At 66.7% G+C, this 25,137-nt stretch carries 23 protein-coding genes and 3 tRNA genes; 18 read left to right on the top strand and 8 right to left on the bottom strand.

The features are described 5' to 3' along the window. The first annotated feature begins 7 nt into the window (after nucleotides 1-7). Together A5766_RS18605 and A5766_RS18600 are read left to right on the top strand one after the other, a co-directional pair. Entirely contained in the window at nucleotides 8-1,723 is a 1,716-nt protein-coding gene (locus A5766_RS18605; protein ID WP_082965567.1) for a Wzz/FepE/Etk N-terminal domain-containing protein, read from the top strand. Nucleotides 1,724-1,735: 12 nt separating this feature from the next. Then, nucleotides 1,736-3,454 (top strand): hypothetical protein, encoded by a 1,719-nt coding sequence (locus A5766_RS18600; RefSeq protein WP_064905879.1) that lies wholly within the window; start codon nucleotides 1,736-1,738, stop codon nucleotides 3,452-3,454. A gap of 48 nt (nucleotides 3,455-3,502) precedes the next feature. Here the strand turns inward: A5766_RS18600 and A5766_RS18595 are convergent, their stop codons facing one another. After that, a complete protein-coding gene (locus A5766_RS18595) occupies nucleotides 3,503-4,171 on the bottom strand; it encodes a YdcF family protein (RefSeq protein ID WP_442902974.1) in 669 nt (222 codons plus the stop codon). Between the two features lie 246 nt (nucleotides 4,172-4,417). Here A5766_RS18595 and A5766_RS25160 point away from each other — a divergent pair, with 246 nt between their 5' ends. Both A5766_RS25160 and A5766_RS18590 read left to right on the top strand, forming a co-directional pair. Next, entirely contained in the window at nucleotides 4,418-4,888 is a 471-nt protein-coding gene (locus A5766_RS25160) for a hypothetical protein (protein WP_231894723.1), read from the top strand. Beyond that, complete coding sequence (locus tag A5766_RS18590) at nucleotides 4,828-5,616, top strand: EAL domain-containing protein (RefSeq protein ID WP_231894722.1); 789 nt, start codon at nucleotides 4,828-4,830, stop codon at nucleotides 5,614-5,616. The genes A5766_RS25160 and A5766_RS18590 overlap by 61 nt, the downstream gene beginning before the upstream one ends. Before the next feature lie 13 nt (nucleotides 5,617-5,629). On the opposite strand, the gene A5766_RS18585 is transcribed toward A5766_RS18590, so the two are convergent. Continuing rightward, nucleotides 5,630-6,601 carry a 1,4-dihydroxy-2-naphthoyl-CoA synthase gene (locus A5766_RS18585; RefSeq protein ID WP_064905877.1) on the bottom strand — a complete coding sequence of 324 codons (972 nt, stop codon included), beginning with the start codon at nucleotides 6,599-6,601 and terminating at the stop codon, nucleotides 5,630-5,632. A 63-nt stretch (nucleotides 6,602-6,664) separates the two neighbouring features. Here A5766_RS18585 and A5766_RS24755 point away from each other — a divergent pair, with 63 nt between their 5' ends. From A5766_RS24755 to A5766_RS18575, 3 genes are all read left to right on the top strand, one after another. Continuing rightward, entirely contained in the window at nucleotides 6,665-6,829 is a 165-nt protein-coding gene (locus A5766_RS24755; RefSeq protein WP_197501546.1) for a hypothetical protein, read from the top strand. 37 nt (nucleotides 6,830-6,866) lie between these two features. Next, nucleotides 6,867-7,523 carry a PaaI family thioesterase gene (locus tag A5766_RS18580; RefSeq protein ID WP_064905875.1) on the top strand — a complete coding sequence of 219 codons (657 nt, stop codon included), beginning with the start codon at nucleotides 6,867-6,869 and terminating at the stop codon, nucleotides 7,521-7,523. Between the two features lie 84 nt (nucleotides 7,524-7,607). Then, the gene (locus tag A5766_RS18575) at nucleotides 7,608-8,597 is read left to right on the top strand and encodes a GGDEF domain-containing protein (protein WP_064905873.1); all 990 of its coding nucleotides are present in this window, start codon (nucleotides 7,608-7,610) and stop codon (nucleotides 8,595-8,597) included. A 65-nt stretch (nucleotides 8,598-8,662) separates the two neighbouring features. Here the strand turns inward: A5766_RS18575 and A5766_RS18570 are convergent, their stop codons facing one another. From A5766_RS18570 to A5766_RS18560, 3 genes are all read right to left on the bottom strand, one after another. Next, nucleotides 8,663-9,976 carry a saccharopine dehydrogenase family protein gene (locus tag A5766_RS18570; RefSeq protein WP_064905871.1) on the bottom strand — a complete coding sequence of 438 codons (1,314 nt, stop codon included), beginning with the start codon at nucleotides 9,974-9,976 and terminating at the stop codon, nucleotides 8,663-8,665. A gap of 85 nt (nucleotides 9,977-10,061) precedes the next feature. Next, on the bottom strand, nucleotides 10,062-11,207 hold the full coding sequence (locus tag A5766_RS18565; RefSeq protein ID WP_064905869.1) for an AbrB family transcriptional regulator: 1,146 nt from the start codon (nucleotides 11,205-11,207) through the stop codon (nucleotides 10,062-10,064). A gap of 164 nt (nucleotides 11,208-11,371) precedes the next feature. Continuing rightward, a complete protein-coding gene (locus A5766_RS18560) occupies nucleotides 11,372-11,989 on the bottom strand; it encodes a class I SAM-dependent methyltransferase (protein ID WP_064905867.1) in 618 nt (205 codons plus the stop codon). A gap of 70 nt (nucleotides 11,990-12,059) precedes the next feature. Between A5766_RS18560 and menD the strand changes: the two genes are divergently transcribed. The 4 genes from menD to A5766_RS18540 all read left to right on the top strand — a co-directional run bounded on the left by menD (nucleotide 12,060) and on the right by A5766_RS18540 (nucleotide 16,634). Beyond that, nucleotides 12,060-13,763: a 2-succinyl-5-enolpyruvyl-6-hydroxy-3-cyclohexene-1-carboxylic-acid synthase gene (gene menD, locus A5766_RS18555; protein WP_064905866.1), complete on the top strand. Its 1,704-nt coding sequence runs from the start codon at nucleotides 12,060-12,062 to the stop codon at nucleotides 13,761-13,763. A 193-nt stretch (nucleotides 13,764-13,956) separates the two neighbouring features. Continuing rightward, nucleotides 13,957-14,757 (top strand): DUF3592 domain-containing protein, encoded by an 801-nt coding sequence (locus tag A5766_RS25570; protein ID WP_064905864.1) that lies wholly within the window; start codon nucleotides 13,957-13,959, stop codon nucleotides 14,755-14,757. A 10-nt stretch (nucleotides 14,758-14,767) separates the two neighbouring features. Beyond that, on the top strand, nucleotides 14,768-15,925 hold the full coding sequence (locus tag A5766_RS18545; RefSeq protein WP_064905862.1) for a glycosyltransferase family 4 protein: 1,158 nt from the start codon (nucleotides 14,768-14,770) through the stop codon (nucleotides 15,923-15,925). Nucleotides 15,926-15,938: 13 nt separating this feature from the next. Beyond that, nucleotides 15,939-16,634 carry a demethylmenaquinone methyltransferase gene (locus tag A5766_RS18540; RefSeq protein WP_039856312.1) on the top strand — a complete coding sequence of 232 codons (696 nt, stop codon included), beginning with the start codon at nucleotides 15,939-15,941 and terminating at the stop codon, nucleotides 16,632-16,634. A gap of 910 nt (nucleotides 16,635-17,544) precedes the next feature. On the opposite strand, the gene A5766_RS18535 is transcribed toward A5766_RS18540, so the two are convergent. Together A5766_RS18535 and A5766_RS18530 are read right to left on the bottom strand one after the other, a co-directional pair. Then, on the bottom strand, nucleotides 17,545-18,486 hold the full coding sequence (locus A5766_RS18535; protein WP_005209125.1) for an oxygenase MpaB family protein: 942 nt from the start codon (nucleotides 18,484-18,486) through the stop codon (nucleotides 17,545-17,547). Between the two features lie 111 nt (nucleotides 18,487-18,597). Next, entirely contained in the window at nucleotides 18,598-19,899 is a 1,302-nt protein-coding gene (locus tag A5766_RS18530) for an FAD-dependent monooxygenase (protein WP_005209126.1), read from the bottom strand. Nucleotides 19,900-19,961: 62 nt separating this feature from the next. On the opposite strand from A5766_RS18530, the gene A5766_RS18525 reads away from it, so the two are divergent. Then, nucleotides 19,962-20,975, top strand: a complete 1,014-nt coding sequence (locus A5766_RS18525; RefSeq protein ID WP_039857016.1) for a polyprenyl synthetase family protein — start codon at nucleotides 19,962-19,964, stop codon at nucleotides 20,973-20,975. Between the two features lie 97 nt (nucleotides 20,976-21,072). Continuing rightward, complete coding sequence (htpX, locus tag A5766_RS18520) at nucleotides 21,073-21,927, top strand: zinc metalloprotease HtpX (RefSeq protein ID WP_064905860.1); 855 nt, start codon at nucleotides 21,073-21,075, stop codon at nucleotides 21,925-21,927. Between the two features lie 22 nt (nucleotides 21,928-21,949). Here htpX and A5766_RS18515 read toward each other — a convergent pair whose 3' ends face one another. Further along, nucleotides 21,950-22,441, bottom strand: a complete 492-nt coding sequence (locus A5766_RS18515; RefSeq protein WP_005209133.1) for a YajQ family cyclic di-GMP-binding protein — start codon at nucleotides 22,439-22,441, stop codon at nucleotides 21,950-21,952. A gap of 392 nt (nucleotides 22,442-22,833) precedes the next feature. Here A5766_RS18515 and A5766_RS18510 point away from each other — a divergent pair. The 5 genes from A5766_RS18510 to A5766_RS18490 all read left to right on the top strand — a co-directional run bounded on the left by A5766_RS18510 (nucleotide 22,834) and on the right by A5766_RS18490 (nucleotide 24,897). Beyond that, nucleotides 22,834-22,914, top strand: a tRNA-Tyr gene (locus A5766_RS18510). 124 nt (nucleotides 22,915-23,038) lie between these two features. Further along, nucleotides 23,039-23,111, top strand: a tRNA-Thr gene (locus tag A5766_RS18505). Nucleotides 23,112-23,187: 76 nt separating this feature from the next. Then, nucleotides 23,188-23,261, top strand: a tRNA-Met gene (locus tag A5766_RS18500). 88 nt (nucleotides 23,262-23,349) lie between these two features. Next, nucleotides 23,350-23,517, top strand: coding sequence for a 50S ribosomal protein L33 (gene rpmG / locus A5766_RS18495; protein WP_003929651.1), 168 nt, complete (start codon nucleotides 23,350-23,352; stop codon nucleotides 23,515-23,517). Between the two features lie 294 nt (nucleotides 23,518-23,811). Beyond that, nucleotides 23,812-24,897 (top strand): fused (3R)-hydroxyacyl-ACP dehydratase subunits HadA/HadB, encoded by a 1,086-nt coding sequence (locus A5766_RS18490; RefSeq protein ID WP_005209135.1) that lies wholly within the window; start codon nucleotides 23,812-23,814, stop codon nucleotides 24,895-24,897. The last annotated feature ends 240 nt before the right edge of the window (nucleotides 24,898-25,137 follow it).

Raw genomic sequence — 25,137 nt, 5'->3', positions numbered from 1 at the left:
AGTGAAAATGGATTTCAGGAAACTCTTCCGCCGGACCCGACTTCGTCAGCTCTGGTGGGTGGTCGTGTTGGCAGCGGTAATCGGAGTGTGCTGCGGAGCCATTATCGGGAAAGTGGTTCCCAAGGAGTACACGGCGACGTCCCAGCTCTTCATTTCCGCCTCCGGCGGAACGAGCTCGACGGAGGCTTATCAGAATGATCAGTTCTCGCAGCAGCGTGCGATCTCGTACGCCCAGCTGATCACGAGTGAGAAGGTCGCCGATCGCGTCATCGACAGACTGGGGCTGCAGACCACACCTGCGGAGCTGATGAATTCGGTGTCTGCCACGACCATTCCCCGGACGGTGTTGGTGAATGTGTCTGTGAAGAACTCGAATCCGCGGGTTGCGGTGCAGATCGCGAACACCGTCTCCAGCGAGTTCATCGGCTACGTTCGGCAGCTGGAAACCCCCGCAGGACAGAGCCAGCCGCGCTCGATGGTGACTCAGGTGAGTAAAGCCGACGAGTCGGCCGTTTCGTCGTTCCCGAACACCGTGAACTGCATTCTGTACGGACTGCTCGCAGGGCTCGTGGTGGGCGTGATCGCTGCGGCATCGTGGGGATATTGGACCGGACGCAACAAGAGTCGAGAGGAGTTGGCGGAAGCCGCCGGTACGCGCGCCTACGGGACTTTCGACGTCTACCCCATGGACTCGCTCGATTCGATTCATCAGACAACCTGGTTCGACGGCTATCGCCGACTGCGCGCCCAGGTGGAGGCCAGCGGCGAGACGCGGCCGCGGGTGATCGTCGTGACCTCGTCGTCGGCTCGAGACGACCAGGCTGCATCGCTGATTGTCACTCGATTCGCACTCGCCTACGGCGCGGCGGTGGCGGAGACGGGGCGCGGGGCCACGGTCATCGATCTGGTCGGCGGATCGGCGACGGACGGGCGTCCCGACTTCGCGGTCGGAATGCAACAGGGAAGTGCCGCAGACACATTGGTGGTCGACACCGGACTGGACTCGCTCACGCTCGCGGTGTCCGAACGGGGTGCGGGTGAGATCGCTGCCACGTCTGCGATGCGCGACTTTGTATCACAGCGCGTGGAAGACGGAGCCGTGGTCATCGCCGCGCCCTCCGCGTTGCGGTCGAGTGTTGCTGCGGTGTTGGGTGAATTGGCTGATGCGGTGCTGGTGCTGGCCGCCGCGGGCACTCCGCTGGGGTCTGACCACAGGGACGCCGTCGATATCGTTCGCGATGCCGGGGTCGAGAATGTCGCAAGTGTGCTCGTCGTCGATCGGGGTGCAGTCACGTCGGTGTCGGACGAGCTGTCTGTTTCGGCGAGTGCCGCTGCCGTAGAGGCCGATACAGGACCCGCCGCAGACGTCGAGCCTGTGAAGAGTGAACTTCCGGGCGCTGTCGACGGCCCCGTCGACGACGGTCGTGAACCCGAGTCCGAGGTCGAGGACGACGTCCATGAGGTCTATGACGCGGACGAACCCGAGTCTGAGCCCGAGGTCTATGACGCGGACGAATCGGAGAACGAGGTCGAGGGCGCGGCCGAGGAGAGTGGCAGCGCATCAGACGGGGATGCCCCAACCGAAGATCGTGCAGCGGCCCTCGCCGGGGTCGGCGAGCAGAATCGAGAGTGGCGAGGTGCGAGAGACGCTGCCCCGCAAAGGTTTCTGCGAACCAGGAGTGTGCGGGACTGGCAATCCAGAGTTACGAACGATTCGCTATAGATTGGATCGGTAATGAATGCCTCATCATCGCAGTTGACCTACTTCGATGTCGATCAGCGGCCGGCGTTCGGTGCTGTTCACATTCCGCCTGACGGCAAGGCGCGCGCCGGAGTGGTCATTGCACCCAGCGTCGGTCTCGAGCAGGAGGAGACCATCCGCGGCACGAAACTTCTGGCAGACGGCCTCGCTGAGCACGGCTTCCTCGTGTTGCGATTCGACTACCTGAATACCGGTGAGTCGTATGGCGAACAGAACGAGCCTGATGCGGTCTCGAACTGGGACCGGACGTTGGCGGCTGCCTTCGACTACGTGAAGGCATGCGGTGTCGACGATGTGGCCGTCATCGGGCACCGGGTCGGAGCTCTCCTGGCCTGCAGTGGGGAGCGGGTCCTGGATTCCGCCTCTGCTCTGGTGCTGTGGGATCCCGTGGTGCGGGGACGTGCGTTCGTGCGTGCCAAACAGGTGATGTACAACGTGATCAGCCAGGGTCCCGAAGATACGCACCCGGACATCCATTTGCTCGGATTGTCTCTCAACCCTGTTGCGGCGCAGGAACTCTCGCAGCGGAAGATTGACCCAACCCGCCTGCGCTCGCATGCCGACAACGTGCTGCTGGTCGTTGAACCCGACGATCGGTCGTCGACGTTCGTCGACGAAGCCGCGTCGGCGGGATGCGACGTCATCGATGTGCCCGGACAACCTGCCTTCCGTGAGCCGACGGACGCAAACCGGATGGACTTGCCCTTCGACGCCGTCGACGCGATCTGCGCGTGGCTCGATTCGAAGTTGCCGGTCGCTCGCCGTGCGGTGACATTCACGCCGAACATGTCTGCCATCTTCGGCCGAACGGCATCGGGCACCCCCGTCGAGACGACGGTGATAGTGCTACCCCGGGGCGACGTCATATGGGATACACGTCCTGTCGGGTCGAACCCGGCTGCCGTTTTCGTCGCGCACTCACTCGGAAGGCAGTCGCGGTTCGGTCCGGCGCGACTCTGGAGAGAAGCCGGGGACGCGGTCGCGGCACGCGGCGGCAGGGCAATTCGATACGACCGCGTCGGGGTCGCCGAAGCAGGGCCGGTGACGAGAAAAGATGAGCTGATCGAGATCTTTTCGTCGGACTATCTCGACGACGGTATGCAGGTGTTGGAAAAAATCTCCTTCGACGACGGTGCGCACGTGCTGCATGCCGGGATCTGCCTGGGCGCGTGGATGTCTGCGAATGCGGCCATGCGATCAGAGGTCGACTCGAGCGTGATCCTCATCTGTCCATTGAGATGGAAGTTGAGATCCCACGGGATTGTGGAACGCGCATTGCTGAGCGCGGAGGCACGCTCGGATCGAGCGCGCAAGGTCGTGGGTAAGGTGCACATGCTGGCGATTCACGTGTCTGCATTACTCTCCCGTTTCCTGCCCAATTGGTTGTTCGCGCAGGTCACCCGGGTGCCACTGATCGAAGACCCGGCGATGATGCTTCTCTCGCTGCACAACCGCGGCGTCGCGACCCGTGTGGTGCTCTCGCCGGGAGATACCGAGGTCTTCCAGAAGCAGGCAGGGGAGCAGGGAATCGCCCGCCGCACCGGACGCGAGGCAGCGTCGTTTGTGCGGAATGTGGATACCGGCGATCACACAGCGTTTCACCGTGTGATGCGGGAGGTCGTGATTGCCGAGACGTTGTCCGCGCTCGGCATGACGAGTGATGCCTCGGCTGACTCGGATGTGGTGGCCTGAGGGTTGCGACGGCCGGCTACGCGCAGACGGATCCGCGACGGCCGAGACTCAGTCTTGGCATCCCAAGACCGCGGCCTTGGCGATCCCACCGTACTGGTAGGCGAACTGCCACCCCCAGTAGAGCGGTGACCCAGGGTAGTCGCGCGGTACCGAACGCATCACAACGTCGCCGTCGAAGCATTGGCCGAAGATGTAACGCGCGCGGACCAGATGGAAGCGCCAGCTGACGACGATCACGGAGTGCCAATGCCGCTCCTTGGCCACGCGCTGGGTGAACATGGCCTCGCCGCGCGTCGTCGACGGATCGGGGTTGAAGCAGATGACCTCGATCTCGGCGGTCCCCGATGTGCAGACGCGCTGCATGAGTGCTTGGCTGTCGGGCTTGTCGCCGACGTACTTCTTCAGCAGTGGGTCGCTGCTGTACGGATTCGAGATCAGCACGGTTTTCGCGTACCCCTCGCGTGCGAGCTGTAGGCCGTACTCCTCCCGGCCGTCGTGTTCACCGCCGAGGACGACGATCGCATCGACCTTGCGCGGAGCGTCGGAGTGGTCGCGGTAGAAGAGCTGATAGCCCACACCCGCATACGTGGCGAGGAGGCCCACGATCGCGACAAGGAGCGACAGCAGCGCGCGGACGCGACGTCGTCGACGGCGAGAAGTCTCGGAACCGGTGCGGGGCTCGGAGACGTCGGACTCCGTCGGGTCGATCGACGTCACGTGGTATGTCCTCCGGCTTTGAATTCGACGCCTTCGACCCTAGTCGACGCCGCCTCGGTGGCCCGAACAGCGGACGAGCCCTGGCACTCCACACGCTTGAAGAAGGGCTGAAAGTCGCCCTACATTGCTGCGAAACTGCTGCTCAGACGCATAGTTTGCTTACTGTAATCGGCAATTAAGTTAGTATAATTACGGTACTTGGATCCAACTCACACCTATCCGCCGCGTTGATCGTAAACTGCACGCGTGGAGAGGGCGGAGTTCGACTACGGGGGCGATGTTGTTCCCGAAGTAGTCGTTGCCGTCCTCGCCGATCCGCAGCGCCGAGCATGTGCGGTCTACGGCCGCGAGCGGACCGAGGCGGCGGCGCGCACCGTGGTCTCTCAACTCGTCGACGCGATGGGGCCGGACGTGGGTCTGGACTTCCGGAACCGATTTGAATGGCTCCTGCGACTACCGCGCGGCTCTGGCTTCGACGCCCTGTTCGCCACCCTGCGGAGGGGTCTCGCGGCAACGTCCGTCGACGTCGAGGGAGCGCGCGTCTTCGTCGACTTCGCCTATGGCATCTCGAGTGGATCGGTGTCGGGTGCAGACGCCGACAGCCTCGTGCGTCGGCCGATGCCGCTCTCTGCCTGGCATTGGAATCGCAGCGTCGAATGGCAATCGCAGGGCCCGCTACGTATGAGCGACTCGAAGGCGACATCGACCTCGCCGTAAGACTGACCAGCTCGTCGGAGACAGAATTCCGACAGTTCTACCAACCGATCGTGCGGATGGCCGACGGCGCGATCGTCGGATTCGAGTCGCTGTTGCGATGGGTGACGGCCGATGGTGTGCTGCTGCCCGGCGACTTTCTCGCTGTCGCTGAACAGACCTCGACGATCGTGCCCATCGGCCGCAACGGGGTGACGCAGGCGGTCCGTGCGCTTCACGAGTCGATCACACCGCTGTGTGGCCCAGACGCGTTCGTCAGCATCAACCTCTCGCGGCAGCAGCTCGTCGACGAGACGATCGTCGATCACGTGGTCACCGAGATCGACAAGTACGGCCTCGGCCCGGGTCAGATTTGGATCGAGGTCCAGGAAAACGAGGTCATCGACTTCGACACGGAGGCGCAGCGTGCCGTCGAGCGACTACACGAGAGCGGCTGCACCATCTCGATCGACGACCTCGGCTCGGGATTCTCGGCTCTGCGGTACGTGCGGGATCTGCCGGTCGACGTCGTCAAGGTGGATCGGGCGCTCATCTCGGCTATCGCAAACAATCCGGCCGACCGTGCGGTGGTGCACGCAATCTGCGAAATGGCCGAGACGATGAACGTCGCCACCGTGGCCGAGGGCGTCGAGCAGCTTGCCGACTTCACCGGCGTCGAGGAGCTGGGTTTCCATTTCGCGCAGGGCATCTACTTCGGTGCGCCCAGACCGTTCGGGGCGGAGCAGCTGTAGCTCCGGTGCACGCTCAGTAGTAGTACGGGAAGGCGTCCCACTCGGGAGAACGCTTCTCCAGGAACGCATCTCGGCCCTCGACGGCTTCGTCGGTCATGTACGCCAGGCGGGTGGCCTCGCCGGCGAAGACCTGCTGACCCATCAGGCCGTCGTCGGTGAGGTTGAAGGCGAACTTCAACATGCGCTGGGCCGTCGGCGATTTGCCATTGATCGCCCGCGCCCACTCGATGGCCGTGCGCTCGAGGTCGGCGTGGTCGACGACGCGGTTGACGGCGCCCATGCGATGCATGGTCTCGGCGTCGTACGCCTCGCCGAGGAAGAAGATCTCGCGCGCGAATTTCTGGCCCACCTGCTTGGCCAGGTAGGCGCTGCCGTATCCGGCGTCGAACGAGCCGACGTCGGCGTCGGTCTGCTTGAAGCGGGCGTGCTCGCGCGAGGCGAGTGTCAGGTCGCAGACGACGTGCAGCGAGTGTCCGCCGCCCGCGGCCCAACCGTTGACCACCGCGATCACGACCTTGGGCATGGTGCGAATGAGTCGTTGCACCTCGAGGATGTGCAGTCGGCCGCCCTCGGCCTTGACGCGTGCTTCGTCGACTCCGGTCGCGTCGGCTCGGGTGACATCGGAATCGTGGCTCGTCGCGTACTGGTAGCCCGACCGTCCACGGATGCGCTGATCGCCGCCGGAGCAGAAGGCCCAGCCGCCGTCCTTGGGGCTCGGGCCGTTGCCGGTGAGCAGGATGGTTCCGACGTCGGGGCTGCGTCGGGCATGGTCGAGGCTGCGATAGAGCTCGTCGACGGTGTGTGGCCGGAAGGCGTTGCGGACCTCGGGCCGGTTGAAGGCGATGCGCACGATCCCGTCGGCGCGGGTTGTGCCGACGTGGCGGTGGTAGGTGATGTCGGTGAGGTCGTCGAACCCCGCCACGGCGGACCATTGGGTGGGGTCGAACGGGTGGTCTGCTGCGCGCTGGGTATCACCGGAGGTCATGGGTACTGACCTTAGTTGCCCAATGAGTGGCGTTCGCGAAGCCCCGTCTGGCACCCTTGAAGCATGTCATTCGAGGTGATCGCGATCGTGATCGTCGCCTGGGTGACGATCTCGGTGGTCGTCGTCGCCCTGGTGATCGGCGCTGTGATCAGGCAGCGTGACCGGAGTGAAGCACCTCGTCCGCGACGTGTCGCCAGCGGTTCGGAATCCGACAAGCACGAGGGCTGACCGGCTCATATCCCGACCTGCCATATACGGTGGCCAGATGGCATCTGACACGCGCGACGGTTGGGACATCCGCTCCGACGACGAGACACCCCACGAGGGCGGCTTCCGCGCAAGGATCGAGGTCACCACCGACAGGGGCGGGCCTCGATACGGCGAACTCAACGAGCAGATTCGACGGCTCATGGACCTCGCTCGCTACGCGAGCCCCGAGGGTGCGGAGACCGAGGAGCTGCTCGAGCAAATAACCGCCCTCAACGAACGACTGACAAAAGTGCAGGTCGACGAGTGGCACACCCCCGCGGGGACCCGCGTCGACCTGCCTGCGCGCGGCAACATCACCCTCCCGCCTTACGTGATCTCGTCGGCCAGTGCCGACGGAGTGGTCGCCGAGGTCACCTTTCGGCCGTTTCACCTCGGTGGCAACAACGCGGCGCACGGCGGCCAGGTAGGGGTTGCATTCGACGACCTCGGCGGTATGGCGTCGGCGCTCGCGATCAACGGCGTCACCCGCACCGCGTACCTGACGGTCCAATACCGTTCGCTGACACCGTTGTCGACGCCGCTGACGTGCCGCACCTGGGTCGACAAGCGCGAGGGACGCAAGGCCTTCGTGAAGGGCACGCTCCACGACGGCGATCGTCTCTGTGCCGAATTGGATTCGCTGTTCATTGAGTTGAAGCCTGGTCAGCCGTAGCATTCCGAGGGGCGGGAGGGGCGTCCGCGTCCGGGGATTGTCCATATCCCACGGTTCGTGTGTACCAAGGGGAGCGACAGCCATATGGACAAACATTCGGTGGTCGACGACCGGCTCGCGATCACGGTGGCCCTCGGCGCGGCATTGTTCGTCGTGGTTACGGCTGTCCAGGTCACGCTCGATCCGACGCCGGGGGCGCGTCCTGCGTCATCAGTTGCGGCGGTCACGGCCGTCGTGCTCGCGGTTATCGCGTGGACGCTCTGGCGACGACCGCGGCTGATCACGTCTCGTTCTGCGCCTGCGCTGGTGACCGTTGCGGCGCTGGTCGTTGCCGCGAATCCTGTCGCCTACGTACTGTTCACGCACGTCGCCTATCCGTCGATCGGGACACTACTGGTCATCGTCGGCATCGGGGCGCTCGTCCCGTATCCGCGCATCGCGCTTGCGCTGATCGTCGGGCTGAACGTCGCGGCGCTTGTGCTCGCGTGGTGCTATCCGCAGGCCGCCCCGCTCGGCGTCGTCGCCGTGCAGTTGCTCAAGGCGGACGTACTAGCGCTCGTGATCGCGCTGACCTGGCGACGCACCGAGCGCCGCCTGGAGGCAGCCACCGAGACCATCGCGCACATGGCGGTGGCCGACGAGCTCACGGGTCTGCTGAATCGTCGAGGATTGACCGAACGCGGACAGGCATTTGTCGACGCGGCGCTCGCGTCGGGAAACGATGTGATCGTCGCCTTCATCGACGTCAACAACCTGAAGGGCATCAACGACTGTCACGGACATTTCGTCGGTGACAGTCACCTCGCCGGTATCGGCCAGTCGTTGAGGTGGGTGCTCGACGAAGGCGGACTGGCGGCACGGGTTGGCGGCGACGAGTTCGCGTTGATCGCGCGTGGCGGACCGGATGAGGTGTCGCAGTTCCGATCGCGGGTGGAGCATTTACGTGCACGAGTTCCGCACTTCGGCGTCGCGATCGGGTGGGCACAATGTGGGCCGGATGACGCCGGGGCGCTGCGGGTGCTGATCAACGAGGCGGATCGAATGATGCTGCGCCACAAGCGGCGACCGAACTAGGGATCGTCCTGGCCGCGGGCGGCTGGCTGCAGGCGTGGTTCGGTGACCCGGTGCGGTTCTGGGTTTCAGTGCAGTTCGGTGACCTCGATGGTGGCGCCCGCGGTGCGGAGTCGGTCGATCAGTGCGTCGCCCATCGCGACTGCGGGCGTGAGAACGCCTGCGCGCGATGGTAGTTGGTGGCGGTTCAGTGCCAGTGTCAGTGCGCTCTCGCCGAGCATGACGGCAGTGGCCTTGTACCCGGGGTCGCCCTTCATCGAGAAGGTGGAGCGGAAGCGTCGAGCAGTCGTCGTGCGCGTGTACGTGCGGATCACGAAATAGCCGTTCTCCCGGGTCTTCTCACTCGGGCCGGAACCCGGTTTGGGGAGCACACGGTCGAGGAGTGCGCGTGTCGGCGCGAACGACATCGCGCCCAGGAACGCGCCCGACCCGACACCGACCGCGCCCGCGATGACCGTCGACACTCCCGGGACGCCGCCGACAGACATGGTCTCGGCGTAGTGGAAGTCCTTGCCGTACGCGCCGTCGAGGAGTGCGTTGGAGCGTCGGACGATACGTGTGTTGTGCGAGGCCATGAAGAAGGGTGCGAGGGTGCCGCGCAGCGACTCGTCGACCTTGTGCGCGTTGATGATTCCGATGTCGCTCGGCTCCGACGACAGCGCCGCGCGCGGGGTCTGGGCGGGTGTGCCGGAGAGTGCCTGCGGGTTGAGCAGTAGGCGTCGGATGCTGGAGTCTTTTGCCTGTTCGGCGATGACGCGCATCGAGTCGATGGTGCCGCCGGAGACGCCGCCGCGCATCGCGGCGACGACCATCGTGGTGTCGGTCATCTCGCCGGCGTCGGCGTCGGTCACGCCGCGATAGAGCTCGTACGCCGCGAGATCCGATGGGACGGAATCGAATCCGCACGAGTGCACGATGCGGGCGCCGGTGGCCTCCGCGACCTCGTGGGCTTTTTGGATGGAGTAGTGCACGAAGGGGACCTCGCCGGTGAGGTCGACGTAGTCGGTACCCGCGGTGGCAGCGGCGACGACGAGGGCCTCGCCGTAGCGAAGGTATGGACCAACGGTGGTGCAGACGACGCGCGTGCGGGCGACCATGGCGTCGAGCGACGCGGGTGACGACGAGTCCGCGACGATGAGCGGCCAGTTGTGCGCGGCGTCGGGGAGTCGGCGTCGGGTGTCGGCGAGCTTGGTCTCGGACCGTCCCGCGAGCGCGACGCGCGTTCCGGCGGGGGCGTGCTCGGCGAGGTAGCGGGCGGTGAGTTCGCCGACGAATCCGGTGGCGCCGAAGACGACGACGTCGAACTCGCGGATCTCAGGTGCCTCGGACGAGCTCGTCGGAGCTGACGACGGGGTGTTTTCGGGCTGGCTTTCACCGGTCATGAGTTCAATGTATATGCGACTGAAGTCACAGTAACGATGGGCTGCATCGCGCTGGTGGTGGAGCGTCGCAGGTCAGTCACGGGTTTCAGGAGGTGAGCCTGCGGGCGGCCGCGCGTGCCGCGAAGGGCGCGACGAACAGCATGAGCAGTACGCGCAGGATTTGGGCCGCGACGACGAATGCGACGTTGGAGCCCGCGGCCGTTGCTGCCGCGAGCACCGCGTAGATGCCGCCCGGGGTGGTGGCGAGGTAGCAGTCGAACATCGACTCGCCCGTCCACCAGGAGAGCAGCACACCGAGCAGCGCGCAGCCGACGCCGATCGCGAGGATCAGCACAACCGCGGCGGGCAGGATGCGGCCGATGGCGCGAAGTCGGGGAAGGGTGAATCCGAGACCTGCCTGCCAGCCGATCACCGCATACGCGATGGCGAGCAGGACCGACGGGACGGCGGCGTCGCCTGCGATCCCGGTGAGTTCTGCTGCGGTTGCGAGCGCCATCGGTCCGAGGAGGCCGGCTGCGGGGAGGTGGATGAGTTTGCCGAGCGGGATGCCGACACCTGTACAGATTGCGAGGAGTGCGACGCCCGCGGCCTGCTCTGTCCATGTTGGCCGAGCCACAACGACATTCGACGACGACGCGTGGAACACCAGCGATGCGACGAGTGGAATGGTGCTGGTCACGAGCGCGACCCGGACGTACTGGACGACCGCGACGACGCGCTCGTCACCACCGAGATCGCGGGTCAACGCGACGAGGCCCGACGCCCCGCCCGCTACCAGAGCGAGCGAGCCGGTCAGGGCGTCGACCTCACGGTGCAGGCCGAGGAGCGCGCCGCCCGCGACCGACAGCGCCAGCGTGCCGAGCCCGACGACGAGGACCGGCAGCCAGGCGGAGCCGAGGCCGGAGATGGTCGTCGGATCGGCCATGGTGCCGATGTAGACGCCGACCGTGCCCTGCGCCGCCAGCATCGCCGCGCGGGGGACCGTCGGCGGATCGGTGGCGGCGGGCTGTGTGGCCTTGTCGGCGGGTCCTGTTGCGCTGTCGGGGTGTGGTGCGGGAGCGGCTTGGGTGCTTGTGTCGGCGGGCGTGCGTGGGCGCGGGGCGTATCCGACGATCGCGAGGAGTGCGGCGACGAGCAGTCCTGCGAACAGCGGTGCGGCGTCGACGTCGATGAGGTCCAGCAGGACACTGACGCCGACCGTGAGGGCGGCGAGCAGGAACCAGCGGGTCACCGGTCGAGCGTAGCGAGGGGGAGAGTAGACAGCCGAGCGTAGCGAGGGGGCGAGCAGACAGCCGAGCGTAGCGAGGGGGCGAGCAGACAGCCGAGCGTAGCGAGGGGGTGATCGGGCGGTCGGGTGGAGCGATCGGGATGTGACGAGCGTCGCGAGGGGGTTGCTCAGGGGGTGGTTGCGGCGCCCAGGCTGAGTGCGGCGAAAGGGCGGGGTGCGCCGCGTTGGTAGAACTGGTCGAGTTCGGTGAGGTCGAAACCGTTGTCGGTCAACAGTTTCGGAATGTCACGGGTGAGGTGACAGCCGCCCGCGGTGCGCTTCTGGATCGGTTCGAGGCGTCGCTGCCAGCGTCGGACGGCGTCGTCGGGGGCGGTGCCGTGTTCGAGGAAGGCGACGGTGCCGCCGGGGCGCACGACGCGGGCGATCTCGGCGAGTGCTGCGTCGACGTCGGGGATCGTGCAGAGAGTGAAGGTGGTGAGCGCGGCGTCGAACGTGTTGTCGTCGAAGGGCAGGCGCTGGCCGTCGAGTCCGGCGCGGCGGATCGGGATGGGCGAGGCGGTGACGCGCTCGACGGCCATGTTCCACGCGACGTCGGCGGGTTCGATCGCGTCGACGGACGTGACGGCTTCTGGGTAGAGCCCGACGTTGCGGCCAGAGCCGAATCCGATCTCGACGACGCGGCCGGAGAGTGGTGCGCAGGCGCGGCGTCGAAGAGGGTCGAGCATCGACGAGCCGCACGTCACGTTGATGACGCGCGGCAGAACGTGATCGGTGTAGAAGCCCATTTGCCCACCTTCTGTCGAGCCGGCGGCACGTATCGGTGATCACTTTAGGTGCGGACATAGGCTGGAGCTCATGAATTCCTCGACAGGGTCAGCGACTTTTGCGGCAGAGGCGGGCGGGCCGAATCCGTCGACGTTGCAGGCGCGGGTGATCGTCGACGAGATGATCCGCGGGGGTGTGCGGGAGGCCGTGCTGTGTCCGGGGTCGCGCAACGCGCCGCTCGCCTACGCGCTGTACCTGGCCGATCGGGAGGGTCGGCTGCGGCTGCATGTGCGGATCGACGAGCGGTCGGCGGGGTTTCTGGCGTTGGGGTTGGCGGTGTCGTCGAGGCAGCCGGTGCCGATCGTGATGACGAGCGGCACGGCCGTCGCCAACATGGGGCCCGCGGTGTTCGAGGCGAATTACGCGCGCATGCCGCTGGTGGTTGTGAGCGCGAATCGGCCGTATGAGCTGCTGGGATCTGGTGCCAATCAGACCGTCGAACAGTTCGGGATCTTCGGGACGCAGGTGCGGGCGGCGATCAGCATCGGGCTCGCGGAGGAGGGGCTCGACGCGAACAGTCAGTGGCGCTCGGCCGTCGGGCGTGTGCTGGCGTCTGCGCGCGGTGCGCGGACGGGAAACGCCGGGCCGGTGCAGTTCGACATTCCGCTGCGCGAGCCGCTGGTACCCGACGTCGCGAGTACGTCCGAGGATCTCGGCGCGTTCTCCGGACGACCCGGCGGGATGCCGTGGACACAGGCGCCGGTGGCCAAGCTCGACGTCCCGCTGCCGATCGATCTCTCGCTCGACACCGTGGTGATCTCGGGTCACGGGTCGGGTGTGCATCCGGAGTTGGCGGGCGTGCCGACCGTCGCCGAGCCGACGGCGCCGCACGCCGCGACGCCGCTGCACCCGCTGGCGCTCGGGTCGATCAAGCCGCAGCAGGCGATCATCTGTGGACGTCCGACGCTGCATCGCGGGGTGTCGAGGCTGCTGGCCGACCCGGAGGTGCGCGTCTATGCGCTGACCACGGGGCCGCGCTGGCCGGACGTGTCGGGCAACGTGTACGCGACCGGAACGCGCGCGGAGGTCAGCGGCGAGCCGCGCGAGGAATGGCTCAAGGAGTGCGCCGCCCTGCAGCAGCGTGTGCTGGGGGCCGTCGACGCCGTGCTCGACGAGCCGGGGCCGCCGACCGGGCTGCACGTCGCGCGCGTGGTGAGCGGCGCGTTGTCGGCGGGTGATCAGTTCGTGGTCGGGGCGAGTAACCCGATTCGCGACGTCGCGCTGGCAGGTCGGGTGTCCGAGGGTGTGCGCGTGCTGTCGAACCGCGGCGTCGCGGGGATCGACGGGACCAATTCGACGGCCATCGGCGCTGCGCTGGCCGGGGGTGCGGCGTCGACCGTCGCGTTGATGGGCGACCTGACGTTCATCCACGACTCGACCGGGCTGATCATTGGGCCGGGGGAGCCGCGCCCCTCGTCGTTGCGGATCGTCGTGGCGAACGACGATGGCGGTGGGATCTTCGGGCTGTTGGAGCAGGGCGACCCGCGGCTCGACTCCGGGGCGTTGTCGGGGGCGTACGAGCGGGTCTTCGGGACGCCGCACCGCACCGACCTGGCCGCTCTGTGCGCCGGGATGCGGGTGGCGCATCGTCGGGTGTCGCTGGGCGAGCTGGCGGGTGTGCTGGGCGAGGAGCTGCCCGCCGACGCCGGGGGCATCGAGGTCGTCGAGGTTGTCACCGACCGCGGCCGACTGCGCGACGTCCACGCCGCCATCGCCGCTCGGGTGTCGGGGTAGGGCTGGGCCTGGCTTCCGGGCTGGGGTTTGGCTGGGCCGTGCGGCTTGGGCTGGCCGGGGTGCGCGCGGAAAAGTGCGGCCCTGGGGTGGTCGGGGTGTACCGGTACAGGTCGACGGCCCGTAGGACGTAGTTTTCTGCGCGAGGGTGCCGCGCTCGACGGGGGCGTCGGGCCCGACGGTTATCCTGGCAGCCATGAATCCGACCATCCTGCGGCGTGTGCAGAAGGTGTTGCTCACGCTGGGGCTGGTCGTGACGGCGATGTGCCTGGTGCTGGTCGTGGCGTGTTTTCGTAACGACGCGCAGATCGAGGCGCACAAAGCCACGGTGACCGCCGACGTCGTGTACGCCGATCGGCTGCACGCCAACGCGTACTTCCAGACGCCCGACGGCTCGGTGCACAGTCCGCGCCTTGGCCTGCTGTACCCGACGGAGCTGACCGCGGGCCAGCGGATTCGCGTCGACTACAGCACCGCAAACCCCGACCTCGCCAAACCGACCGGGCGCACCGCGGTGCTCTCGATCGTGCCCGCGGTGTCGGTGGCTGTGCTGGGCTGGATCGTCGTGGGGGCGCTGATGCTCGGCGTCGCGGAGTTCTCCCGACGCTGGGGCCGACGCCGCGCCGCCCTGCGCACCGCGCGGGACGATGCCGACGACGAAGCGGTGGCCAAGCCCGACGCTCAGGCTGACGACGGAGCTGAGGCCAAGCCCGACGACCGGTCCGACCGCGCGGGGGACGGCGGGGCGCGGGACGACGCCGACGCTGACTCCGAAGGCGTTCAGTCCGACGGTGACCGGGCGGAGGCCCAGTCCGACGGTGACCGGGCGGAGGCCCAGTCCGACGGTGACCGGGCGGAGGCCCAGTCCGGCGACGCCCAGGTCAAAGCCGAGGTCCAGTCTGCGGGCTCAGAATCCGGCTCGTCGACCGCCGAGACTTCACGCGGAGTTTCGAGACCCGACACGTCGGCCGAGGTTGCCGGAAACCTCGGCCGCTGATTCTTGCGGCATGCGCGTCGCAATCGCCGCCGAGAGCTTCCTTCCGCAGGTCAACGGGGTCGTGAACTCGGTTCTCCGGGTCATCGACCACCTCGAACGCCACGGCCACGAGGCTGTGGTGATCGCTCCCGACTCGGCGCGCGGCGTCGAACGTGGTCCGCGACTGGTGGGTCGGCGCACGCCGGTGCACCTGTTGCCGTCGGTGAAGGTGCCGCGGGTGTCGTCGTTGCCGGTGGGGGTGCCCGCGCCCGTGTTGTATCGGACGTTGCGTGATTTTCAGCCCGACGTCGTGCATCTCGCGTCGCCGTTCGTGGTGGGCGGGGCCGCGGCGATGGTTGCTCGACGCCTCGACATCCCGACGGTGGCGGTGTTTCAGACCGACATCGCGGGGTTCGCCGACGCATACCGGCTCGGGATGGCTTCGCGCGCGGCGTGGCGGTACACCAGGCGCCTGCACGAGATGTGCGACCGCACGCTGGTTCCCTCGAGTGCGACACTGGAATCGCTTGGCGCACATGGTGTTCCGCGCCTGTATCGATGGGGGCGCGGCGTCGACACTCAGTTGTTCAATCCGACGCGACGGGACGAGGCGCTGCGTCGTGAGTGGATGGGTGATCGGGAGCGGTTGGTCGTCGGATTCGTCGGGCGGTTGGCGCCGGAGAAGCACGTCGAGCGGTTGGCGTCACTCGCGCACGACGACTCGGTGCGGGTGGTGATCGTCGGCGACGGACCGGAGCGTGCGAGGTTGACGCGGCTGCTGCCCGACGCGGTGTTCACCGGGGAGTTGCGGGGTGTCGAGTTGGCTCGTGCGTACGCGAGCCTCGACGTCTTCACGCATGCGGGCGAGCACGAGACGTTCTGCCAGGCGATCCAGGAGGCGATGGCAAGCGGGCTGCCGGTCGTCGGGCCGGACGCAGGTGGGCCGCGTGATCTGGTGTCGGCGTGGCGGACGGGATATCTGCTCGAGCCGGCGTCGTACTCGGCGAAGTTGCCCGAGGTGATCGACGTGCTGCGCGACGATACGCATCGCGCGGCGATGGGTCGGGCAGGGCTTGCAGCGGTGCGCGATCGGACCTGGCCCGCGATCTGCGAGCAACTGGTTGGGCACTACCGCGCGGCGATCGCAGGACAGAGCGGACTGACCGATTCGGAGCTGTTGGCCGGGTAGTAGCGTGGTCGGCATGGCCATCACCGACCGCGCAGGTCTCGACAAGGCGCCTGCCGAGGTCGCCGCGATGTTCGACGGCGTCGCGAAGCGCTACGACATCACGAATACCGTGCTCTCCTTCGCGCAGGATCGTCGGTGGCGCAAGGCGACACGCAAAGCATTGGCGCTGGGCCCGTCGGACGTGGTGCTCGATCTCGCGGCGGGGACCGCTGTCTCGACCGTCGAGCTGGGGGAGTCGGGAGCGACGTGCATCGCCGCCGATTTCTCGCTGGGCATGTTGAAGGCGGGCGCCGACCGTGACGTTCCCAAGGTTGCGGCCGACGCGCTGGCGTTGCCGTTTGCGGACGGATCGTTCGACGCCGCGACGATCTCGTTCGGGCTGCGGAATGTGCAGGAGGTCCCACTCGCGCTGGCCGAGCTGAGCCGTGTGCTGAAACCCGGTGGGCGACTTGCGATCTGCGAGTTCTCGACCCCGACCTTCGGGCCTTTCCGCACCGTGTACATGGAGTACCTGATGAAGGCGCTGCCCGCGGTGGCGACCAAGGTGTCGAGCAATCCGGCGGCGTATGTGTATCTGGCAGAGTCGATTCGGGCGTGGCCCGACCAGTTCGGCCTCGGCGACCTGATCCGCGACGCGGGGTTCACCGACGTGCGCTGGCAGAACCTGACCGGCGGGATCGCCGCGGTGCACACTGGCCGCAAGGCCTAGGGCGGCCGGGTGCGTACACAATCGTGACGTGAGCGGGGCGCCGAGGAGATTATTGTCTTGGCGTCGCGCTGACGACCGAGTTGTGTACGCACGCTGCGGGCGATCTCGACAAGCTCGATCATCGGGGTGGGACTCAATAGGCGGGCCGGGCCCGACTGTGAATCAGCAGCCTCGCTGGTCGAGCGGGCGCGAGCGCAGCGAGCACCCAGGTCGAGACCACTGGGCCCGGCGGGTGATCTCGACAAGCTCGATCAGCGGCGGGGCTCGATCGGCGGGCCGGGGCCGTGGGGCGGCCGGGCGCAACTCTTGAGGGACGTGGGGCTGGCTGGGAGAGCCTGACCGGCGGGATCGCCGCGGTGCACACGGGCCGCAAGGCTTAGCTGGAGCCGGGGTGCGTACACAATCGTGACGTGAGCGGGGCGCCGAGGAGATTATTGTCTCGGCGTCGCGCTGGCGACCGAGTTGTGTACGCGCGCTGCGGGTGATCTCGACAAGCTCGATCAGCGGAGTGGGGCTCAATCGGCGGGCCGGGCCCGACTGTGAAACAGCAGCCCCGCTGGTCGAGCGGGCGCGAGCGCAGCGAGCACCCCGGTCGAGACCACTGCGCCCGACGGGTGATCTCGACAAGCTCGATCAGCGGGGTGGGGCTCAATCGGCGGGCCGGGGCCGACTGCGAAATAGCAGCCCCGCTGGTCGAGCGGGCGCGAGCGCAGCGAGTACCCAGGTCGAGACCACTGGGCCGGGCGGGGTGATCTCGACAAGCTCGATCAGCGGAGTGAGGCTCGATCAGCGGGCGGGGGCTCGATCGGCGGGTGATCTCGACAAGCTCGATCAGTGGGCGGGGGCTCGATCAGCGGGCCCAGGTTCGGGCGTGCGGCGGGTCGGCGTGGCTCCGAAGGGCAAATGGTCGCTAGGCCGAACTCTTGTGCGCGACGGGGCATCCCGTGGGGAAGGTGCCGAGGTCGTCGACGCGGTAGCCGTTCGGGTAGCCGCGGACCTCGGCGGTGTCGATGCCGAAGACCGGCTCGGTTCGGGGTGTGGCGAAGTAGCGGATCGCCAGGCCGCGCGCTTTGAGCCCCGCGGTGACGAGTACCCGCTCGGCGCGTGTGGGGTGCGGGTAGTGGAACGCGTCGAGGAGGGGTTCGTCCATGAGTGCGCGGGCGAGTCGTCGGACGAGCGGTGCGGGGAGCAGTCGGTACGGCATGAAGGTGGTCAGCAGGTCGAGGGTCGAGTCGGCGACTGCGCGTGAGCCTTCGCGGAAGTCGAAGTGCTGCTGCTCGTAGGAGTCCATCAGGGACTCGAACTCGGCGTAGGTGTCGGGAATGTCCTTGATTCCCAAGTGCTTTCCGAGTAGGCGGTAGTAATTCGTGAGCCCGTCGATCTCACGCTGGCTGAGCGTGCGCCACTCGTACGCGTTGATCCAGCGGGGTGGGCAGACGACGAATGTCGCAAGGACGTAGCGCATGTCGTCGTTGGAGATGTCGTAGCGGCCGTGCATCTGGTTGATCCGACGGACCGCCGCGTGCCCCTGGCTGCCCGGAGCAAAACCGTGCTCGACGGGCGCCGACAGGAGGAGCACCGTGTCGTCGTAGCGCTTCTGGGTTTCGTCGGTGAATTGGAGTGTCTTGTACAGCAATTCGCCGATCGACGGCACCGCGTACGTGCGGAACAGCGCAAAGCTGAGCGCTTGCGTTGTGGCCCAGACGAACTCCGTGCTCGACAGTTCGAGGGCGTAGGTACGTGGCTCCTCGGCGGGGTCGACGGCGGCGAGTTCGTCGCGGCGACGGTAGCGCTCGCGTCGACGCGCGGAGATCGTGCCTAGAAGCCGCGAAGGCAGTGTCCGCAGAGGCATGGGTGCTCCCTTGTCGACGTTGTGGCGTATGACACATTCACAATGAAACGTATCACGCAGAACGTCTCAAACCAATGGTCGACGCTCCGTCGCGGGGCCACCGGGGTGGGTTCAGGCGAACGGTGGCCGGTGGTCGATGCGCGTGGAGATGTGCCCGGCCGCACGCCAGGCCCGGGCGACCAGATCGGCGTCGTCGTCGGTGATGAGGTTGCCCATCACGCGTACGACGAGCGACATCACCTTTGCCGATCGGATGCCCGGCCGACCGAGCAGCGGCACGGCACGAGGAACGGTCAGCACGCCGGCGAGGCGTCGAGCGGCCGAGAAAGCCAGGCCGTAGTGCTCGACGAGGGTCTGCTGCCACTGTGCGGTGTGGTCGGGGCTGCCGAGGCGCTGCGCGGCAAGGCGGCCGGTCTCGAGGGCGTAGTCGATGCCCTCGCCGTTGAGCGGATTGACGCATGCGGCGGCGTCGCCGATGAGCATCCAGTTGGGCCCCGACACGCCCGTCACCGCGCCACCCATCGGCAGCAGCGCCGACGTCAGTCGAGCGGGCTTCCCGGTGATCTGCCACTCGTCGCCGACCATGCGCGCGTAGTGGTCGAGTATGGGTCGTAAAGCCATGTGCGCCGGGCGTTTTGACGTCGCCAGCGCCCCGACGCCGACGTTCAACAGGCCGCCCTCGGTGCTGTGCTGATCCGGCTCGCTCCCGGTGCCATGTTGATCCGAATCGCCCGCGGCGCCCCCAAGGGGGAAGAGCCACCCGTAGCCAGGCAGGAGCTCGCCGTCGGGGGCGCGTAGCTCCAGGTGCGAGCCCATCCAGTTGTCGTCGGCACGTGTCGACGGGACGTAGGCGCGTGCTGCGACACCAAATGCGGTGTCGCGGTGCCACTCTCGGCCGAGCTTCTTGCCCAGAGTCGAGCGCACACCGTCGGCGACGATGACCTCGCGCACGCGGATGGTGTGCGGTCCGTCGGCGTCGTCGACGGTGACCGTCGAGATCCGGTCGCCGGACATCTCGACGTCGACGGCCTTGGCGCCCTGGAACATTCGGGCGCCGCGGGCGACGGCGAGGGCGCGCAGCTCGTCGTCGAGTTCCATCCGTGTGATGGCGCTGCCGTACGCAGGAAAGCGGCCCGCGGGCCACGGCACGCGCTGGGTGGCGCCCCAGCCGTGCAGTTCGAGACCGTCGATGCGGGGGCTGGCGGCGAGGCGGTCGGCGAATCCGAGCGCGACGAGTTCGGCGGTCGCGCGCGGCGTCAGGCCGTCGCCACATGTCTTGTCGCGGGGGAAGGTGGCGGCGTCGAGGAGTACGACGTCATGACCGGCAGCGGCGGCGTGGGCGGCGGCGGCAGACCCGCCCGGTCCCGCGCCGACGACGAGGACGTCGGCGCTCTCGGGGATCTGGCTCGTCACTCGACCAGTATGTGGCCTCCCGGCACGCTCGCCGCACGCGCCCACCGACTAGGCTCGGCGGAGTGAAGTCGACTTTCGCGGGTCTGGATCTGGGTTCCGAAGAGTTCGCGGGTACCGTGCGGACCTCGTTGGCCCAGGTAGAAGAGTTGTTGCTGTCTGAGCTGGCATCTGGTGACGACGTCATGACCGAAGCCGCGAGCCACCTGGCCAAGGCTGGTGGCAAGCGTTTTCGTCCCATGTTCGCGATCCTGGCCGCCCAGTTCGGGCCGCGTCCGGATGCGAGCGAGGTGATCACGGCCGCAACGGTCGTCGAGATGATCCACCTCGCGACGCTCTACCACGACGACGTGATGGACGAGGCCCCGATGCGACGCGGCGCACAGAGCGCCAACGCGCGGTGGTCCAACAGCATCGCGATCCTCTCCGGCGACTACCTGTTCGCCCGCGCGTCACGTCTGGTGTCGACGCTGGGACCCGACCCGGTGCGCATCATCGCCGAGACCTTCGCCGAGCTGGTGACGGGTCAGATGCGCGAGACCATCGGCGCACGCGACGTCGACCCGATCGATCACTACCTGAAGGTGGTGTGGGAGAAGACCGGTTCGCTCATCGCGGCTGCTGGTCGATTCGGCGCGATGACTTCCGGTGCAAACGTGGACGACGTCGAGCGGCTCTCCCGGCTCGGCGACATCGTCGGCACCGCATTCCAACTCTCCGACGACATCATCGACATCAGTTCTGCGACAGGCGATTCGGGCAAAACCCCCGGAACCGACCTGCGTGAGGGTGTGCACACGCTGCCGGTGCTCTACGCACTTGCCGACGACGATGCGGCGTCGAACAGGTTGCGAGAACTGCTCGTCGACGACGGCGGTGCGGCCAAGCCGCTGACCGACGACGCCGAGGTTGCCGAGGCGCTCGGACTGCTTGTCGAGTCGCGTGGCATGGCCCAGGCGAACGCGACGCTGCGCGGATACGCAGACGAGGCGGGGCAGGTGCTCGGTGCGCTTCCCGAGGGGCCCGCTCATTCCGCATTCACCTCGCTGGTCGACTACACGATCGCGCGCACGGGGTAACTCGCCGACGCCGCACGGAAACCCAACCACACCTTGGATCGTTTGAGAAACTGAGAGCCCCGGCAGCGCGTCGGAGGCGAGTTCGAACGAGGATCTGATGCGAAACGGTGTGAAGACGGCACTTCTGCTCGGCACGATGTCGGCGTTGATCGTCGCGATCGGTGCTTGTTTCCGGAGTCCGACGATTCTGTGGGGGTCGGTGATCCTTGCGATCGCCGTGAACGGCTACGTGTACTTCAACAGCGCCAAGATGTCGCTGAAGGCGATGCATGCGCAGCCGGTGACGGAGGTCGAGGCGCCGGTGATGTACCGGGTGGTGCGCGAGCTCGCGACGCAGGCGCGGCAGCCGATGCCTGCGTTGTACATCAGTCCGACGGAGTCGCCCAATGCGTTTGCGACGGGACGTAATCCGAAGAACGCGGCGGTGTGCTGTACGGCGGGAATCCTGCGACTCCTCGACGAACGAGAACTGCGCGCGGTGCTCGGCCACGAGCTCTCGCATGTCTACAACCGCGACATCCTGATCAGTTCGGTCGCGGGCGCGATGGCCGCGATCATCAGCGGTCTGGCGAACTTCGCGATGTTCTTCGGGATGTCGGGCAACCGCAACAACGGACCGAACCCGATTGCGCTGATCCTCATCTCGCTGCTCGGACCGTTTGCAGCGACGCTGATCAAGCTTGCGGTGTCGAGGTCGCGGGAGTTTCAGGCCGACAAGTCGGGTGCTGAACTGACCAACGATCCGTTGGCGCTGGCGTCGGCGCTCGCCAAGATCTCCGGCGGCATCCAGGTGGCACCGCTACCCCCGCAGCCCGACATCGCCGCGCAGAGCCACGCGATGATCGAGAGTCCGTTCCGCGCGACGGACCGCATGGCCAAGATGTTCTTGACGCACCCGCCGACCGAGGAGCGCATCCGGCGGCTGCAGGAGATGGCGCGGCGGGGGGTCTAGCGGGCCCGCGCTTCGTGTCAGTTCAGCGGTAGTTGACGAACTGCAGGGCGATGCCGAAGTCCTCGCCCTTGAGAAGCGCGATGACGGACTGGAGGTCGTCGCGCTTCTTGCTCGACACGCGTAGTTCGTCGCCTTGGATCTGCGCCTTGACGCCCTTGGGGCCCTCGTCGCGGATCTTCTTGGAGATCTTCTTGGCGTGCTCGGAGTCGATGCCCTGCACGAGGTTGCCGGAGATCTTGTAGGTCTTGCCGGACGACTGGACGTCGCCGGCGTCGAACGCCTTGAGCGAGATGTCGCGGCGGATCAGCTTCTCCTTGAACACATCGAGGGCCGCCTGGGCGCGCTCCTCGGCGTCGGAGGTGATGACGATCGTCTCTTCGCCGGACCAGTCGATGCCGGTGTTGGTGCCGCGGAAGTCGTAGCGCTGCGAGAGTTCCTTCGCGGCCTGGTTGAGGGCATTGTCGACCTCCTGGCGGTCGATCTTGCTCACCACGTCAAACGATGAATCAGCCATGGATCACAGCGTAGCCCGACGCCGCTCGGGCTCGGGGCGAGTGGGGTGGTCTCGACAAGCTCGACCAGCGGGTAGAGGCTCGACCAGCGGGTAGGGGCTCGTCAGCGGGGTGCAGCTCGGTCGGCGGTGGTCTCGACAAGCTCGACCAGCGGCGGGGGCGCTCGACCGTGCGGCGGGTGGTTTCGACAAGCTCGACCAGCGATCGGTCGGCTCGACCAGCGGCGGGGGCGCTCGACCGTGCGGCGGGTGGTCTCGACAAGCTCGACCAGCGCGTGACCGCTCGACCAGCGATGGGGCGTCGGGCTGACCTGCGGGTTTGCGTCGAAGACCGGGGTTCGTTGTATTCTTCTCGGCGTTGTTCTTACGGTCTCGAAGGTCGTGGGAAACAGCACGGCAGATTGCCCGAGCGGCCAAAGGGAGCGGACTGTAAATCCGTCGCGAAAGCTACGCAGGTTCGAATCCTGCATCTGCCACAACGAGGTGAACGTCTGGTCGGCGGTCCATCGGAGAGCTGTGAGAGCAGCGATTTGGTGAGCCGCCGCATCGGTGTGTAACCTCGTTAAGGCTCTCCGGACGCCCGCAAGGGCAGCCGGAAACGCCCCCTTAGCTCAGTCGGCAGAGCGTTTCCATGGTAAGGAAAAGGTCGACGGTTCGATTCCGTCAGGGGGCTCGGTAGGACTTGAACGCCCGACGCCGCAACGCCACCGCGAGGACTGCGTCCACGCTGACGGCGTTCATGTCACCATGGCGGTGTAGCTCAGCTGGTTAGAGCGCACGACTCATAATCGTGAGGTCGAGGGATCGAGTCCCTCCACCGCTACACGTAAGGCTTGTCGCGCGGCCCGGGTCGGGCGAGGCGGCGCCTAGTGCTCCGACGACCCAGACCCACCCGAAAGAAGGCGAACCCAGTGGCTTCCTCAACTGACGTCCGGCCAAAGATCACCTTGGCCTGCGAGGTGTGCAAGCACCGCAACTACATCACCAAGAAGAATCGTCGTAACGATCCCGATCGTCTCGAGATCAAGAAGTTCTGCCCGAACTGCGGCAAGCACCAGGCGCACAAAGAGTCGCGCTGATTCTTCCCCGAGGCCAATGGCCCCGGAGCGTCGTCGAATGACGGTCGTATCGGGGTATGTCTCCGCCGTGAGCGCAACGTCGAATCCGGTTTGCGTAGTTCGGCATTGTGCGTCGTCGCGAGATGCGCACCCACGAGTTTGTGCAACTGCGGGCTGTCTCACACGAGGCAGCCCGCAGTTGTCGTTCAGATGAAGTAATTCAGTACAGTTGCCAGCGAGTATGTGTCTCGACGATGAGCGGTCAGCCTCCGTCCGTCGGACGCACAGCCGAGTGCAGCGTGAGGAGTTCACCCGATGTCACAGATCACCGATAGCGAGATCCAAGACCGGATCGATGCGTTGAAGAACGGTGTGAAATTGACTCCGGAAGAGATCGCGGCGCACACCAAGTCGATGGTCGGTTTCAACTACACGGTCGACGACTACTACGAGGTCGGCCGCGAGGAGATCCGCAAGCACGCTCGCGCCGTTCAGGACGCGCATCCCGTCCACTGGGACGAGGCGGCGGCTGCGGAGATGGGTCACGACACCCTGATTGCCGCGCCGACCTTTGTCTCGGTGCTCGGGATCATCGCGCAGCGTCGGCTCTTCGAAGACATCGTCACCGGCTACGACCTGTGGCAGATCATGCAGACCGACCAGCGGCTGATCTTCCACCAGCCGATCAAGGTGGGCGACCGACTGATCTGCGACGTCTCGCTGGAGTCGTTCCGGCAGATGGGTGGCGCGGACGTGATGGTCACCAAGAACATCATCTGGAACCAGCACGACGAGCCGGTCATGACGACCTTTACAAGCCTTGTCGCGCGGGCGGCCGTCGACGCCGATCCCGAGGTCCTCGACGAGCTCGAGCACGTCATGATGAAGGTCGACAAGGAGCCGACGCTGCCGCGCAGCGTGCACGGACCGTTCGATCGCTACGACGACCCGGACCCGGTGGTTGCGCCGAAGCCGTACTCGGCAATCAACTTCGACGACCTCGAGGTCGGCCAGGAGCTGACCCCGATGACCAAGACCCTCACGCGCGGCAACCTGGTCAACTATGCGGGTGTCGCGGGAGATCCCAACCCGATCCACTTCTCTGACGAGCTGGCCAAGGTCATCGGCCTCGAGACTGTCGTGGCGCACGGCATGCAGACGATGGGCCTCGGCGCGAGCTTCATCACCGAGTTCATCGGCGACCCGGCCGCGGTCTACGAGTACAACGTGCGCTTCACCAGCCCGGTGTACGTCTACCCCGACACCTACGCCAACGTCGACTTCACGGGCAAGATCAAGTCGCTCGACCCGGAGACCCGACGCGGCGTGATCAGCATCGTCGCCAAGCAGGGCGACCGCAAGATCTTCGGCCGCGCCCACGCACACGTGCAGTTCAACTGACGCCCGCGGCTCTCGGTGGGTGGTCTCGACAAGCTCGACCAGCGGTCGGGGCCGACCAGCGGGTTCGGCTCGACCAGCGGGTGTGGGGCTCGGCCGGCGGGTGGTCTCGACCAGCGGGCGGGGTGGTCTCGACAAGCTCGACCAGCGGGCGGGGTGGTCTCGACAAGCTCGACCAGCGGGCGGGGTGGTCTCGACAAGCTCGACCAGCGCGGGCAGCTCGACCAGCGCGGGCAGCTCGAC

Origin of the sequence: Gordonia sp. 852002-51296_SCH5728562-b (genome assembly GCF_001665475.1) — a bacterium.
Taxonomy (GTDB): Bacteria; Actinomycetota; Actinomycetes; order Mycobacteriales; family Mycobacteriaceae; genus Gordonia; species Gordonia sputi.
The sequence above is the reverse complement of the archived record's forward strand: the minus strand, read 5'-3'. Positions and strand labels throughout refer to the sequence as shown.

Coding starts and splice junctions, on each gene's coding strand:
- A5766_RS18605 (WP_082965567.1), top strand. CDS start 8: ATGGATTTCAGGAAACTCTTCCGCCGGACCCGACTTCGTCAGCTCTGG.
- A5766_RS18600 (WP_064905879.1), top strand. CDS start 1,736: ATGAATGCCTCATCATCGCAGTTGACCTACTTCGATGTCGATCAGCGG.
- A5766_RS18535 (WP_005209125.1), bottom strand. CDS start 18,486: ATGCCTCTGCGGACACTGCCTTCGCGGCTTCTAGGCACGATCTCCGCG.
- htpX (WP_064905860.1), top strand. CDS start 21,073: ATGCGAAACGGTGTGAAGACGGCACTTCTGCTCGGCACGATGTCGGCG.
- A5766_RS18585 (WP_064905877.1), bottom strand. CDS start 6,601: ATGACCTCCGGTGATACCCAGCGCGCAGCAGACCACCCGTTCGACCCC.
- A5766_RS18570 (WP_064905871.1), bottom strand. CDS start 9,976: ATGACCGGTGAAAGCCAGCCCGAAAACACCCCGTCGTCAGCTCCGACG.
- A5766_RS18575 (WP_064905873.1), top strand. CDS start 7,608: ATGGACAAACATTCGGTGGTCGACGACCGGCTCGCGATCACGGTGGCC.
- A5766_RS18545 (WP_064905862.1), top strand. CDS start 14,768: ATGCGCGTCGCAATCGCCGCCGAGAGCTTCCTTCCGCAGGTCAACGGG.
- A5766_RS18515 (WP_005209133.1), bottom strand. CDS start 22,441: ATGGCTGATTCATCGTTTGACGTGGTGAGCAAGATCGACCGCCAGGAG.
- A5766_RS24755 (WP_197501546.1), top strand. CDS start 6,665: ATGTCATTCGAGGTGATCGCGATCGTGATCGTCGCCTGGGTGACGATC.
- A5766_RS25570 (WP_064905864.1), top strand. CDS start 13,957: ATGAATCCGACCATCCTGCGGCGTGTGCAGAAGGTGTTGCTCACGCTG.
- A5766_RS18540 (WP_039856312.1), top strand. CDS start 15,939: ATGGCCATCACCGACCGCGCAGGTCTCGACAAGGCGCCTGCCGAGGTC.
- A5766_RS18490 (WP_005209135.1), top strand. CDS start 23,812: ATGTCACAGATCACCGATAGCGAGATCCAAGACCGGATCGATGCGTTG.
- menD (WP_064905866.1), top strand. CDS start 12,060: ATGAATTCCTCGACAGGGTCAGCGACTTTTGCGGCAGAGGCGGGCGGG.
- A5766_RS18590 (WP_231894722.1), top strand. CDS start 4,828: ATGGCAATCGCAGGGCCCGCTACGTATGAGCGACTCGAAGGCGACATC.
- A5766_RS18580 (WP_064905875.1), top strand. CDS start 6,867: ATGGCATCTGACACGCGCGACGGTTGGGACATCCGCTCCGACGACGAG.
- A5766_RS18560 (WP_064905867.1), bottom strand. CDS start 11,989: ATGGGCTTCTACACCGATCACGTTCTGCCGCGCGTCATCAACGTGACG.